This window comes from Perlucidibaca aquatica (genome assembly GCF_001676655.1).
Classification (GTDB): domain Bacteria; phylum Pseudomonadota; class Gammaproteobacteria; order Pseudomonadales; family Moraxellaceae; genus Perlucidibaca; species Perlucidibaca aquatica.
The window spans coordinates 171,465-185,348 of sequence record NZ_LZDB01000002.1; the positions used below are offsets into that span (position 1 = coordinate 171,465).

A 13,884-nucleotide genomic window follows, 5' to 3' on the forward strand; every position below is an offset into this window, starting at 1 on the left:
TTTAAAACATCCTGCAACGGGTTATTTGGAGAGCACCATGGACATCGAAACCCTGATTAAGAAACAAATTGCCGACAACAGCGTCATTCTTTACATGAAGGGTACGCCACAGTTCCCCCAGTGCGGATTTTCCGCGCGCACGGTGGAGGCGCTGACACAGGTTGGCGAGCCGTTCGCTTATGTGAATATCTTAGAAAACCCTGAAATTCGTAGCACGCTGCCACGCATTGCCAACTGGCCGACCTTCCCGCAACTGTGGGTGAAGGGCGAGCTCATCGGTGGCTGCGACATCGTCATGGATATGGTTCAGAAGGGCGAGTTGGCCCCGCTCATTAAAGAAGCGGCAGTTAAAGCCTAACGCGGTAATTTCACCCTGAGCCCGGAGGTTTCCATGTTACCCCTTGTCATGATGGCACTGCTGTTTCTTGCGGTGCTGGTTGTTGTCCTGAGTGTTAAGCAGGTTCCGCAAGGCTATGAATGGACCGTGGAGCGCTTCGGGCGCTATACCCATACGCTAGGCCCAGGCCTACACTTCATCATGCCGTTTTTCGATCAGATTGGTCGCAAACTCAGCGTCATGGAGCAGGTGCTGGACATTCCGGCGCAGGAAGTGATTTCGCGTGATAACGCCATGGTGCGTATTGACGCGGTCTGCTTCTATCAAGTCATCGATACCGCGCGCGCAGCGTATGAAGTGCAAGGCCTTGGCTACGCAATTCAAAACCTCGCCATGACCAATATGCGTACCGTCATCGGTTCGTTGGATCTGGACGAAATGCTGTCGCAGCGCGATCAGATCAATGGCCGCTTGCTGGCCGCCATTGACCAGGCCACTAGTCCGTGGGGCATCAAGATCACCCGCGTTGAAATCAAGGACATCACGCCACCGACCGATCTGGTCGAGGCCATGGCCTCGCAGATGAAGGCTGAGCGTATGAAGCGCGCCTCGATTCTGGAAGCGGAAGGCCGTCGACAGGCGGAAATTCTCACGGCTGAGGGTGAGAAGGTCGGTCAGATTTTGAAAGCAGAAGGTGAGCGCCAGGCGGCTTTCCTTCAGGCGGAGGCGCGTGAGCGTCAGGCCCAGGCGGAGGCGAATGCCACCACTGTGGTGTCGGATGCTATCGGCAGCGGTAACCTGCAGGCCATTAACTACTTCATTGCACAGAAGTATGTTGAAGCCTTTGGTCAGCTGGCTGCGTCAAACAACACCAAAGTCATCATGATGCCGGTCGAGGCGACGCAGCTCGTGGGCAGTGTGGCGGGTATTGGCGAGCTGATGAAGGCTATTCAGGGCGGCACCGACGCTGCTGCGAAGCGCTAATCATGACCGCCTCGCTGTGGTGGATTGTGGCGCTGGTATTGGGTGGTTTAGAGCTGCTCAGCGGCTCTTTCTATCTACTCATGTTGGCTGTCGCGGCCGCGATGACTGGCATTGCAGCGTTTTTTGGCCTAGCAGATACGATTGCTCAAGGTGCTCTGTTTTCGCTCTTGGCGCTGCTGCTGTGTGTGCTGTGGTCGCGGCGCAGACCGGCGGTACTGAAGTCTCAGGCCAATGTCATTAATCGGGGCAGCGGGCGCTGGCTGGGTCGCGAAGTGACTTTGCCCGATGGCATTGTGAATGGGCTAGCGCGCGTGCAACTCGACGACAGTCATTGGACGGTTCGCGGCCCGGACTGCCCGCCCGGAACGCATGCTGTGATCACGGAAGTAGACGGTAATGTCCTCGTGGTGACGCTGAAGGATTGAAAAACAATGCTGCGCCAAGCATGCTTAGCGCAGAAATGATTAACCCCCCACTCTTATAGGAGATGCCTCATGGCCGTTCTCGTTGGCAAACCAGCACCAGACTTTACCGTACCCGCCGTTCTCGCCGATGGCACCATTGTTGAAGATTTCAGCTTCAGTGCAGCCACTAAGGGCAAGTATGCCTTGGTGTTTTTCTATCCACTGGACTTCACCTTTGTTTGCCCATCCGAGCTGATTGCTCTGGATCACCGCATTCCAGACTTCAAAGCCCGCAATGTGGAAGTCGTTGGCGTGTCCATCGATTCTCACTTCACCCACAACGCTTGGCGCAACACCGCGGTGAACGACGGTGGCATCGGCCAAGTGAAATACACGCTCGCCGCCGACATCACGCATGAAATTGCCAAGAACTACGACGTAGAGTCCGCTGGTGGCGTGGCTTTCCGTGGTGCTTTCCTGATCGATCCAGAGGGCGTTGTACGCTCGCAGATCGTAAACGACCTGCCGCTGGGCCGTAGCATGGATGAAATTCTGCGCCTGTTTGACGCCCTGCAATTCCACGCTGAACACGGCGAAGTCTGCCCAGCAAACTGGAAGAAAGGTGATAAGGGTATGGACGCATCGCCAGCAGGTGTTGCCAAGTACCTGTCTGAGAATGCAGACAAGCTCTGAGTTCGGGCTGCCTGTAGCCTGAGTTGAAAGCAGAAGGCCTTGTTTCGCCGGCTAATCATGCCGGTTAAACAAGGCCTTATGCTTTCAGGGCAGCGTACGGGTGCCGAAACTCAGCACACCTCGGAAGTTGAAACTCCCTGTGCAGAATCCCTGAAATGCTGCAGAGATCAAGAGCTGCCGTCCCTGCGGGAGGAAGATGCTTTTAGCGGGCATTCTAGCCCGCTAAAAGCATCTTCCTCCCGCAGGAGCCACCCTCAAAAAATGCACCATTACATGGCACAAGGCTTGCAAAGAGACCTTGGTAACCAGGACGGAATGCCATGAGTGTGATTGCAACCCCTTTTGATGAGATGTACGCCGGTACTGGCAAGGTACGCCCCCATTACCGTCACTATGCTGAGTGGTTGGCGCAACGCCCGGCCGAGGAGATGGCGCAGAAGCGTCAGGAAGCGGATCTGCTGTTTCGCCGTGTTGGCATCACCTTCGCGGTGTATGGTGATGAGGCGGGTGCAGAGCGGTTAATTCCCTTTGATACCATTCCGCGCATGATTCCTGCCTCAGAATGGGGCGTTTTGGAGCGCGGTCTGCGTCAGCGTGCACTCGCCTTGAACCTCTTTCTGCACGATATTTATCATGAGCAGAAAATCCTCAAGGCGGGAGTGATTCCGACCGATATCATTTTGAAAAATGCCGATTACCAGCAGGCCATGGTCGGGATTACGCTCCCGAATCAGGTCTATGCGCATATTGCGGGCATCGATTTGGTGCGTGGTGATGACGGCACCTACTACGTGCTTGAGGACAATCTACGCACACCCAGTGGCGTGTCGTACATGCTCGAAAATCGCAAGATGATGATGCGGTTGTTCCCTGAACTATTTGCCACGCATGGCGTCGCTCCAGTGGATCATTACCCCACGCTGTTGCTAGAGACGCTGCAAGCGGCTGCGCCTTCGGGTGCCAATAGTCCAACGGTGGTTGTGCTTACCCCTGGCCGCTACAATTCCGCCTACTTTGAGCATGCCTTCCTGGCTCAGCAAATGGGTGTGGAGCTGGTAGAGGGGCCCGATCTGTTTGTGCGTGATGGCTATGTGTGGATGCGCACCACCTCCGGCCCCAAGCGCGTGGATGTGATTTACCGCCGTATTGATGATGCCTTCCTAGATCCATTGGCTTTCAACCCTGATTCTGTGCTTGGCGTGCCCGGCATTCTTGCCGTGTATCGTGCCGGTCGTGTGGCCATTACCAATGCCGTTGGCACCGGCGTGGGGGATGACAAATCTATCTACCCCTACGTGCCGGACATGATTCGGTTCTACCTGACCGAAGAGCCGATTCTGCAGAATGTGCCCACGTGGCTGCTGCGAAACCCGGATGATCTTAAATATGTGCTGGATCACTTGCCTGAGCTGGTGGTGAAGGAAGTTCATGGCTCGGGTGGCTATGGCATGCTCATTGGGCCGACCAGTTCAAAGGCGGAAATCGAAGCTTATCGACTGCGTATTTTGGCCAACCCCAGCGAATTTATCGCGCAGCCCACGCTGTCTTTGTCGACCTGCCCGACCTTTGTCGAAAGTGGGGTGGCGCCACGGCATCTCGATCTGCGGCCGTTTGTGCTGTCTGGCAAGGAAGTGGTGATGGTGCCTGGCGGCTTGACTCGTGTCGCGTTAAAAGAGGGCTCGCTGGTGGTGAACTCGTCTCAGGGCGGCGGCACCAAAGACACTTGGATTGTGGAGGATCGCGCATGTTAAGCCGTACCGCATCCTGCCTGTTTTGGATGGCGCGTTACATGGAGCGCGCAGAAAATTTGGCACGACTACTCGATGTCAGTCAGCAACTGACCTTAATGCCAGGAGCGGATGAGTCAGTGCTTGCCATGCCCCTCGATATCATTGATTTGCGCGAGCAATTCATGGCGACCAACAAACCGTTGAATGCGGAAGAAATCGCCTACTTTCTGATGTTGCAGCACGATAGCCCGTCCAGCATTTATGCCTCGTTGAAGCAGGCGCGTGAGAATGCGCACGTGGTGCGCGGTACCATTACTGGGGAGCTTTGGGAGGCGGTAAACGCCACATGGTTAGAAATGAAAAGTCTGACCCGTGCAAAATTACGCAGTCAGGGCTTCAGTCGGTTTCTGGAGTGGGTGAAAGAGCGCTCGCATCTGTATCGCGGCGTGTTGGTCGGGACGAGTCAACGCAACGACGCCTTTCATTTCTCGCGCCTCGGTACTTACTTGGAGCGCGCCGACAACACCGCGCGTCTCTTTCGTTATCACCTAGAAGCTTTTGCCGCGCCGGATCAAACCGGGCGACCCTCCTACTACGCTTGGGCCGCTCTACTGCGTTCGCTATCGGCGTTTGAGGCCTATCGCGATAGTTACCGAGACAGCCTCAGCGTAGACCATATTGGCGAGTTGCTTGTGTTGCGCGAGGACTTGCCGCGCTCCCTGCATGCTTGCTTTGCCGAAATTAATGAGACCCTGGCGCAAATTCAGGGTGAGCAGGCGAGAGAAGTGCGTCGTTTAGTGGCAGAAGGCTATGCGCGCTTGCGTTTTGGCTCATGGCACGATGATTTTGCTGCCGACCCTGTGGCGGTGCTCGATCAACTCATCATTGATTTTGCTATTATTGGCGAAGCCATTGCCCAAGCCTATTGGGCAGAAACTTAAGGGAAACCACCTGCCCATGACGTACTGTATTGCCCTCAACTTGGCCGAAGGTTTGGTCATGGCCTCCGATACCCGAACGAATGCTGGCGTCGATCACATTGCCACATTCGCTAAGATGACTGTTTTGGAGGCGCCAGGCCGGGCGGTCTTGGTGCTGATGTCGGCGGGCAACCTGGCGACCACGCAAAGCGTCCTGAGCTTGCTGCGGCAGCGAGTGGGTGATGACGGTCAGCCAGCCATTTTGCAGGTGCGATCGCTCTATGATGCGGCGGTAGAAATCGGTCAGTTGTTACGCGAAGTGATTTCGCGTGACTCCGGTCAGCACGCCAGTGGCGTAGATTTTGGCTCGTCGTTTCTGCTCGGCGGCCAGGTAGGTGGCGAGCCACCGCGCTTATTCAATATTTATCCGCAGGGCAACTTTATTGAGGCCACCGTGGATACCCCCTATTTTCAGATTGGCGAGGCGAAGTACGGCAAACCCATTATTGATCGCGTTGTGAATTTTCAAACACCGCTGAAGGAAGCCAGCAAGTGTGTGCTGATTTCCTTTGACTCGACCATTCGCTCGAATTTGTCGGTGGGCTTGCCCATTGATTTGCTGCTGTATCGTCGTGATGGTTTTCAGGTCAGCAGTAAGCAACGCATTGGCGAAATGGACCCGTATTATCAGATGATTCGCCAAACGTGGTCGCAAGGTCTTCGCGAGACCTTTGCGCGTTTGGCAGATCCTGACTGGGCTAATTAATCGCTGGTGACGTCGTCGCTCGCGGACTCAGCAAACGGGTAAGCCATTTCCCACCGATTCACGATGCCGCAAAACAATTCCGCGGTGATGTGCGCATCGTAGAGCGCCGAGTGCGCCTCACTTTGATTGAATGCCAAGCCTGCCGCCTCGCACGCACGAGCCAACACCGTTTGGCCATAGGCCAGCCCTGCGAGAGTGGCCGTGTCAAACACGGAGAACGGGTGGAAGGGCGATTGATTTTTTAAGTTTTGGCGATCAATGGCCGCATTGAGGTGGGCTAAGTCAAAATTGGCATTGTGCCCAACTAAGATGCAGCGCTTGCAGCCTGTGTCTTTTTGAACTTTCTTTAATGCCGCGAAAATGGTTTTCAAGGCATCCGCTTCGCTCACCGCTAGGCGTAGTGGATGGTTGGGGTTAATGCCGTTGAACTTCAGCGCTGCAGGGTCCAGTACTAAACCTGGCTCGGGCTTCAGATGGGCATGGAAGCGTTGTACTGGCTGCCATTGCCCCTCTGCATTAGGTAATACCACGACGGCAGCGACCTCTAGCAGGGCATGTGTTCCCGCATCGAAACCGGCGGTTTCAACATCCACCACCACCGGCAGAAAGCCGCGAAAGCGCGCTTTAACTGCCGGGTTGCTGGCGAGTGTGTCGAGGTCGGGGGCCGTCTCAAATTCACTCACGCGTGCACCTGCCAGCTAATATTTTCACCGGCGCGCACGGGGACAACTTCCGTAGTGCCAAAGGGGTAGCTGGCGGGGACAGTCCACGCCGATTTAACCAGCGTGATGGTGTCTTGATGGCGCGGCAGGCGGTAAAAGTCTGGCCCGAAGAAGCTGGCGAAGCCTTCCAGTTTGTCGAGCGCGGCAACCGACTCAAAGGCTTCGGCATAGAGCTCGATAGCGGCATGCGCGGTGTAACTACCGGCACAGCCGCAGGCACTTTCCTTGGCCCCCTTCGCATGCGGTGCGCTGTCGGTTCCGAGGAAAAACTTCGGGCTGCCACTGGTGGCTGCTTCCAGTAAGCGGACTTGGTGGCGACTATGTTTGAGGATGGGCAAACAATAGAAGTGCGGGCGAATAGCCCCTGCGAGCATGTGATTGCGATTGAATAACAGGTGATGCGCGGTGATGGTGGCGGCAACGCGGTCGGGTGCGGCTTTGACGAAGTCCACGGCATCGCCGGTTGTAATGTGTTCCAGTACGACGCGCAGGGTGGGGTGGCGATCCACCAGCGGCGCCAACACGGTGTCGAGAAAGACCTTTTCGCGCTCGAAAATATCAATGTGGTTGTGTGTCACTTCACCATGAATTAGCAGCGGAATGCCGACTTCTGCCATGGTTTCAAGAACGGCATCGACCTTGCTTAAATCGGTCACGCCGGATTGTGAATTAGTCGTTGCCCCAGCAGGGTAAAGCTTGACGGCATGAACAAAGCCGCTGGCCTTGGCGCGCAAAATGTCATCACGCGTGGTGCCTTCAGTGAGGTACAGCACCATCAGCGGCTCAAAGCTGGAACCTGCGGGACGGGCAGCTAAAATACGTTCGCGGTAGCTGCCGGCTTGTTCGGGCGTGACCGCAGGCGGAATTAAATTGGGCATAATGATCGCGCGGCCAAAGTAACGGGCCATCGCCGGGACGGTGTGAGCGAGCAGTTCGCCATCGCGCAGGTGCACGTGCCAGTCGTCGGGGCGTGTAATAGTCAGAGATTGCATGGCCATTCCAGGGGTCGTCAAACGCAGTAAAGACGCATAGGCTACCGGATGGCGACGAGTCGGCAAAGGTCGCAATGACATTGAGTGCAAATATGGCAGGCGATAAATCCACAAAAGCAGCAGCCTGGGAGGCTGAGTACGACACCATACGCGAGCTCTTGTCGCATAAATTCGGTGTTTTGCGCTTTCCTAAGCCGCTAGAGACAGATGTTCGCGAGTATATGCACCAGCGTGCGGTAGCGACGCTGCGTGAAAGTTATTGGATGGTTTTTCTTCTTTATATTTGCTCTGTGGTCTTGGCGGTTCAGCAATTTGCGGCACCTTGGCGGTTACGTCAGTTCCCTGAAGATTTCCAAGTCACGCTGTGGTTGTTTACGGCCACGGGGATTGCTGTGGTGTTGGTGGCCACGTGCATACGCTTTAAAGCGCTGGATCGTTACCACATTTGGTATGTCACAGCGGGTTCGGTGATTGCCTTGATCTCGCTCACCATAGGGCCCTCCTTTTACATCGATGACTCGCTGCAACAGCAATCCTCCTATTTCATGATTTACGTGCTGCTCATCATTTATGGCGTGGCTAACTTGCGGTTATTGCAGGCGGCAGCTATTGGCGGATGCAGCCTGTTGGCATCGCTTGCAATTCTTTATGTGACCGGTGAAACCAAGGAAGTGAGTACGCTGATGCAGTACGGCGTCATGGCAAATCTAGTGGGCTGTGGCAATGCCTATGTGCTCGAAATACGCGATCGTCGCTTGTTTTTGCAGTCACGCTTGCTTGAGCTGGAAAAGCGTCAGCTCAACCGACTCTCCGAGCGCATGGTGCAGTTGGCACGTGAAGATGGTTTGACCGGTTTAGCCAATCGCCGCCACTTCAACGATACGTTTATGGTGGAGTGGGAACGTGCTCGACGTGAGCGTCAGTCACTGGCCTTAATCTTTGTTGATGTTGATCACTTCAAGGCTTACAACGATAGTTATGGGCATCTCGAAGGCGATAGGGCGCTGGTTGCAGTCGCTGCCACCATGAAGCCCTTGGCCCGGCGAGCCGGTGACTTGGCGGCACGCTATGGCGGTGAGGAGTTTGTTCTATTGCTGCCCAACACCTCTAGTGAGGGCGCAAATGAAGTCGCCGAGGAGTTATTGAGCCATGTGGATAACCGCCAAATTCCACACAAAGCCTCGTCGGTAGGGCGCTTTCTGAGTGTCAGTATTGGTGTTGCCAGCATCGTGCCCGATGTTCATTTAGCACCGTCGCAGCTCATTGATTTGGCCGATGCTGCGTTGTATGCGGCGAAAGAGAGCGGTCGCCACCAGATTGTGGTGAACGATCTGGGCTAATGCCAAGATTTGCAGCGGTTCCCCGCGACGCGCTGTTTCGCGTACAATTTGCCGCCTGCTTTCGCTGCAACCCGTTTCAGCGTTTGCCCCCTTATTTCTCCTGCGCGTGAGTTCAATTCATGGCTGACATCAAGAAGGTCGTTCTGGCCTATTCCGGCGGTCTCGACACCTCCGTCATCGTTCGCTGGCTGCAAGACAACTACGGTTGCGAAATCGTCACCTTCACCGCTGACCTCGGTCAGGGCGAAGAGGTCGAGCCGGCACGCGCCAAGGCTCAGGCCATGGGCATCAAGGACATCTTCATTGAAGATCTGCGCGAAGAGTTCGTGCGCGATTATGTGTTCCCGATGTTCCGCGCCAACACCATCTACGAAGGCGAATACCTGCTCGGCACCTCGATTGCGCGTCCGCTGATCGCTAAGCGTTTGGTTGAGATCGCCAACGAAGTCGGTGCTGATGCCATTTCGCACGGTGCCACCGGCAAGGGCAACGACCAGGTTCGTTTCGAGCTCGGTGCTTACGCGCTGAAGCCGGGCATCAAGGTCATCGCGCCGTGGCGTGAATGGGATCTGACCTCGCGTGAAACGCTGATGGCCTATGCCAAGACCCGCGATATCCCGATTGATTTCGCCAAGGCCGGCAAGAAGTCGCCGTACTCCATGGATGCCAACCTGCTGCACATCTCTTATGAAGGCGGCGTACTGGAAGATCCGTGGACCGAGTGCGAAGAGTCCATGTGGCGCTGGTCGGTGGCCCCGGAAGCGGCTCCCGATGTTGCTACCTATATCGATCTGACTTTTGAGAACGGTGATGTGGTTGCCATCAATGGTGAGAAGCTGAGCCCAGCCACCGTGCTGACCAATCTCAACCAGATCGGCGGTGCCAATGGCATCGGCCGTCTCGACTTGGTCGAGAACCGCTATGTCGGCATGAAGTCGCGCGGCTGCTACGAGACGCCGGGCGGCACGATTTTGCTCAAGGCGCATCGTGCCATTGAGTCGATCACGCTGGATCGCGAAGTCGCCCACCTTAAGGATGAGCTGATGCCGCGTTACGCGTCGTTGATTTACAACGGCTACTGGTGGTCGCCAGAACGCCTGCTGTTGCAGGGTCTGATCGATAATTCGCAGGTGCATGTGAACGGTGTGGTTCGCCTGAAGCTGTACAAGGGCAATGTCATCGTGGTGGGTCGTCAGTCAGCCAACTCGCTGTTCGATACGCGTATCTCGACCTTCGAAGATGATGGTGGCGCCTACAACCAGGCCGATGCTGCCGGCTTCATTAAGCTCAATGCGCTGCGTATGCGCATTGCCGCCAACAACGGACGCGCACTGCTCGGCAAGTGATGTCCGCCGCTCCTGCCGCGCTTATGTTTCCTGGGCTACGGATGCCCGAGAAACATAAGCGCGGCGGCAGCGGACTAGGCTACGGCGTAGTCAGCTTGAGCGGCACCACCAACATCCCTTCGGTGGCTACCCCTTGCCCCTGATCCAGCAAAAATATCCGCTCAGCCGGCACCACTTTGCTCTCCAGCAGCGCCGTGACAATGACCCGCCCGCGTTGCTGCGCCAGTGCATTGAGCGCGTTGTCGCTGACGACTTGCAGCCCGGCAAGGGCATCCATTAAGCGTGCTTCATAGCCGGCCTCGTTGAGCTCCATTTTGCCGCTAGGCGCGGGCACTTGCGACAGCTCGCGCAGGGCGCTTACGGCTGATCGGCTTTGGGCCTGACGCAGCAAATATTCCAAGGCTTCGATGCGACTGTCTTTGCGGCCTTGCAGACGCTGGGCAATGGCGGCGTCGACTTTCTGGCGCTGCAAAGCTGCACGATCCGCTTTGGCATCGCTGAGTCCGCGTACTTCAAGTTGCAGGGCGGGGCGTGCGCTCAGTACCTTTTCCAGCTTGCCAAGGTTGTCGCGAGCCGCCGGGCTGAGCTCCGTGCTGCCGAGTGCGAACGGGACTTCGCCGAGGCTTGCCCCATCACCACCCAAAAGGTTGCCGAGCACGCTGAAAGGCGCAGTAATGGCGCGTTGCAGCAAATTCACGAAGGCCTGCCAGATAATCGGACCGATAGAAAACTCGGGGTTGTCGAGGCTGCCGCTCAGGGGTAAATCGATGTCGATGTTGTCATCGACATCGCGCAGGATGGCGACCGCCAGTTTCAGCGGCAGGCCAATAGATTCCGGCGAATCGACCTTTTCACCCAGACGTAGCTGGCGCAAGACCACCTTGTTGTCGGCTTTCAACTGTCGCTTTTGAATTTGATAATTGAGGTCGAGATCGAGCTTGCCACGGTCGATGCGGTAACCGGCAAAGCGTGCGGCATAAGGTGTCAGGCTGCTCAGTTCGAGCTGACGGAACTGTAGGGCCATATCGAGGCTAAGGTCGCTGGCAAGCGGATTCATCTGGCCACGAATGCTGACTTCGCCGGAGGGTGAGACCACGCCTTTCAGATCGACTTTGGCACTGGCAACATCACGACTGTCGAGGCCGGTAATGCGGCCTTGCAGCTTTTCGATGCCGGTAGCAAAGCCCGGCGTCATGCTTTGGTCACCAAAGAGCATGGCGCTGCGGCGAACGCTTACCGTGTCGATGCGGACAGACATCGGCTTGCTGGCAGTAGCAGGTGGAGGCGGCGGTGTTGTGGCCTCGGCCTTGGGCGCGATGGCCAATTGCGCCAGATTGAGCTGACGATCCGGAGAAATGAGCACCTGCCCGAAGAGGCCGTCGGTATCGATGTTGTTGATACGCAGCTGATTGCGCTCAAGTTGCAGGTTGAGCCCGTTAATTTGCAGGCGCTGGGCGGCGAGTAGGCGAACCTGGTCCTTGCTGTTGAGGATGTTGAGCTGAGAAATGCCCGCATTACCGGTCAGGCGCACACCCGATTCTGGGTCCCATTTCAGTGCCAGTTCGCTACTTGCGGTGCCTTGTTTGAGCTCGATGGCCAGTTGTTGTGCAAGATAGGGTTGTGCCAGCGTCAGCGGCAGGGCGCTGCTGCTCAGGTTGAGGCTAACGGATGGCTGCTCAATGTCGACCTCACCCGCGATGGCGATGCGCCCTTGCTGGAGCTGCGCGGTGACTTGCAGTGGCAGTGGTTTAGGTGCTGGCCAGAGCAAGGGACCCGTGCTGACATGAATGTTGTTCAGCGTCGCTTTCATGGCGGGTTGCGTGCTGGCATCACGCCAATGGATGGCCCAGTCAGTCAAAGCCAGTTGATCTAGGGTGAGTTGCCAAGGTTTTGCCGGGGCGGTGGTTTTGGCCGCAGTTTCTGCAGCGTCGGCCTTGGCATTGCCGCGCTTGTTAGGCTGCGCCAGTGCCTGCAGCAGGGGCAGATTACCTCGGCTGTCGCGCTGAATCTGCAATTCAGCGGTGGCGGCACTGATCTGGCCAATGTGCACCGTCTGCGCCGGCCAAGCGACATCGATTTGGCTGATGTCTAGGCTGGGTAGATCAAACAGTGGTTGCTTAAGCTGACGCGGAAGGCGCAGCGAGAGGTCGCGTAATTGCAGGGCCGCTTGAGAGATTTTCGCCGAGGCCTGAGCGTTCACGACCTGGGCTTGATAGGGGAGTTGCAGTGCAAGCCGACCACTGTTCACGGTCAGCGGTAACGGCTCCGGCAGCATGGCTTGCAGGCGGGTGAGTGGCAGATTGGCGAGGCTAAACCTGCCTTGGCTGCTGAGGTTTTTCAGATCGATGCGGCCATCCCACGTCAGCTCGGTATCGTCATCGAGACGTGTGCTGAAGGCGATGCGGCCCTCTTCTTTGCTGGCATAGGAACGCAGATCGTGCACTTCAATGCGGCTAGAGGCCAAGCGCACATCGACCACCGGCTTCATCTTTTCGTCGCGGAAATGCAGCTTGCCCTGATCCAGCAAAAAGTGGTCGATTGCCCAGCGCAGGTTGGATGGCGGCTCGTTAGGGTCCGATGCGGGCACCAGTTTGAGCAGATTGAGCTCACCCGCAGGGTTGATGATGGCGTTCACTTCCGGGCCGATTAGCGCAACATCATCGAGGCTGATGCTGCCGCGCCAGAGCGAGGCCAGCGAGAGGTTGACGCGAATCTGCTCAGCGGCGACTAATACATCGCTGCCATCTTGAATCTTTAGGTGTTGCAGCGCCAACTCGCCTCGCAGTGGATTGAGACGGATGTCGCCAACACTCAGCTGCACGGGTAGTTTTTGCGCGACCGCCCAAGGCAATAGGCGTTTCAGTAAGGGTGGGCCGCCGAGCCAAAGTAGCAGGCAAAATGCCAGCCAAGCGACCAGCAGACGAAGGCTCCAAATGTGCCAGCGAGGGCGTGTCTTAGGCGCTGTATTCGGCGTCGCGCCACTGAGTTGCTTGCCTTGTGTAGCCGTGGCTTCAGTCATATTGCTTGTCCTTGAAATCGCATAAGTCCTCGATCCGGCAGCTTCCGCAGCGCGGTTTGCGCGCGATGCATGTGTAGCGTCCGTGGAGGATGAGCCAATGATGGGCATCTTGCCGGAATTCTTGAGGTACGTGGCGCATCAACGCTGCTTCCACGGCATCTACATCTTTGCCTTTGGCAATGCCTGTGCGGTTGCTGACGCGGAAAATATGCGTGTCCACCGCAATAGTGGGCCAGCCGAACGCGGTGTTGAGCACCACATTGGCTGTCTTGCGGCCAACGCCGGGCAAGCGCTCCAAGGCGGCACGGTCTTCCGGTACTTCGCCGCCATGCTCGTCGAGCAGAATGCGGCAGGTTTTAATGGTGTTCTCCGCCTTGGTGTTAAACAGGCCAATCGTTTTGATGTACTGCTTCAGCCCCTCAACGCCAAGGGCCAGCATTTTTGCTGGGGTGTTGGCGATGGCAAACAATGGCCCCGTGGCCTTATTCACGCCAACGTCGGTGGCTTGCGCCGAAAGCAATACGGCAATAAGTAACTCAAAGGGATTGCGAAAATGTAGCTCAGTGGTTGGGTGCGGATTGTCGGCACGCAGGCGAGCAAAAATTTCCTGGCGTTTAGCGGCATTCATGGC

At 56.6% G+C, this 13,884-nt stretch carries 13 protein-coding genes; 9 read left to right on the forward strand and 4 right to left on the reverse strand.

Annotated features, from left to right (window positions below; genetic code table 11):
• Positions 1-37 precede the first annotated feature (37 nt).
• From grxD to A8710_RS04460, 7 genes are all read left to right on the forward strand, one after another.
• Positions 38-358, forward strand: a complete 321-nt coding sequence (gene grxD, locus A8710_RS04430; protein WP_068858297.1) for a Grx4 family monothiol glutaredoxin — start codon at positions 38-40, stop codon at positions 356-358.
• Positions 359-406: 48 nt separating this feature from the next.
• On the forward strand, positions 407-1,321 hold the full coding sequence (locus A8710_RS04435; protein ID WP_406609597.1) for an SPFH domain-containing protein: 915 nt from the start codon (positions 407-409) through the stop codon (positions 1,319-1,321).
• Positions 1,322-1,323: 2 nt separating this feature from the next.
• The gene (locus tag A8710_RS04440) at positions 1,324-1,746 is read left to right on the forward strand and encodes an NfeD family protein (protein WP_068858299.1); all 423 of its coding nucleotides are present in this window, start codon (positions 1,324-1,326) and stop codon (positions 1,744-1,746) included.
• 69 nt (positions 1,747-1,815) lie between these two features.
• Entirely contained in the window at positions 1,816-2,418 is a 603-nt protein-coding gene (locus A8710_RS04445) for a peroxiredoxin (protein ID WP_068858300.1), read from the forward strand.
• A 326-nt stretch (positions 2,419-2,744) separates the two neighbouring features.
• On the forward strand, positions 2,745-4,169 hold the full coding sequence (locus A8710_RS04450; protein ID WP_068860573.1) for a circularly permuted type 2 ATP-grasp protein: 1,425 nt from the start codon (positions 2,745-2,747) through the stop codon (positions 4,167-4,169).
• Positions 4,163-5,089 carry an alpha-E domain-containing protein gene (locus tag A8710_RS04455; protein ID WP_068858301.1) on the forward strand — a complete coding sequence of 309 codons (927 nt, stop codon included), beginning with the start codon at positions 4,163-4,165 and terminating at the stop codon, positions 5,087-5,089. The genes A8710_RS04450 and A8710_RS04455 overlap by 7 nt, the downstream gene beginning before the upstream one ends.
• Before the next feature lie 16 nt (positions 5,090-5,105).
• On the forward strand, positions 5,106-5,834 hold the full coding sequence (locus A8710_RS04460; protein WP_068858302.1) for a proteasome-type protease: 729 nt from the start codon (positions 5,106-5,108) through the stop codon (positions 5,832-5,834).
• Here A8710_RS04460 and rnt read toward each other — a convergent pair.
• On the reverse strand, positions 5,831-6,517 hold the full coding sequence (gene rnt / locus A8710_RS04465) for a ribonuclease T (protein ID WP_068858303.1): 687 nt from the start codon (positions 6,515-6,517) through the stop codon (positions 5,831-5,833). The genes A8710_RS04460 and rnt overlap by 4 nt on opposite strands.
• Complete coding sequence (pyrC, locus tag A8710_RS04470; RefSeq protein ID WP_068860575.1) at positions 6,514-7,548, reverse strand: dihydroorotase; 1,035 nt, start codon at positions 7,546-7,548, stop codon at positions 6,514-6,516. The genes rnt and pyrC overlap by 4 nt, the downstream gene beginning before the upstream one ends.
• A 92-nt stretch (positions 7,549-7,640) precedes the next feature.
• Between pyrC and A8710_RS04475 the strand changes: the two genes are divergently transcribed.
• Positions 7,641-8,888 (forward strand): GGDEF domain-containing protein, encoded by a 1,248-nt coding sequence (locus A8710_RS04475; RefSeq protein WP_068858304.1) that lies wholly within the window; start codon positions 7,641-7,643, stop codon positions 8,886-8,888.
• A 119-nt stretch (positions 8,889-9,007) separates the two neighbouring features.
• Positions 9,008-10,234, forward strand: a complete 1,227-nt coding sequence (locus tag A8710_RS04480) for an argininosuccinate synthase (RefSeq protein WP_068858305.1) — start codon at positions 9,008-9,010, stop codon at positions 10,232-10,234.
• Between the two features lie 79 nt (positions 10,235-10,313).
• Here A8710_RS04480 and A8710_RS04485 read toward each other — a convergent pair whose 3' ends face one another.
• Positions 10,314-13,253 carry a DUF748 domain-containing protein gene (locus tag A8710_RS04485; protein WP_068858306.1) on the reverse strand — a complete coding sequence of 980 codons (2,940 nt, stop codon included), beginning with the start codon at positions 13,251-13,253 and terminating at the stop codon, positions 10,314-10,316.
• A complete protein-coding gene (gene nth, locus A8710_RS04490) occupies positions 13,246-13,881 on the reverse strand; it encodes an endonuclease III (RefSeq protein ID WP_068860578.1) in 636 nt (211 codons plus the stop codon). Before nth ends, A8710_RS04485 begins: the two co-directional genes overlap by 8 nt.
• Positions 13,882-13,884 lie beyond the last annotated feature (3 nt).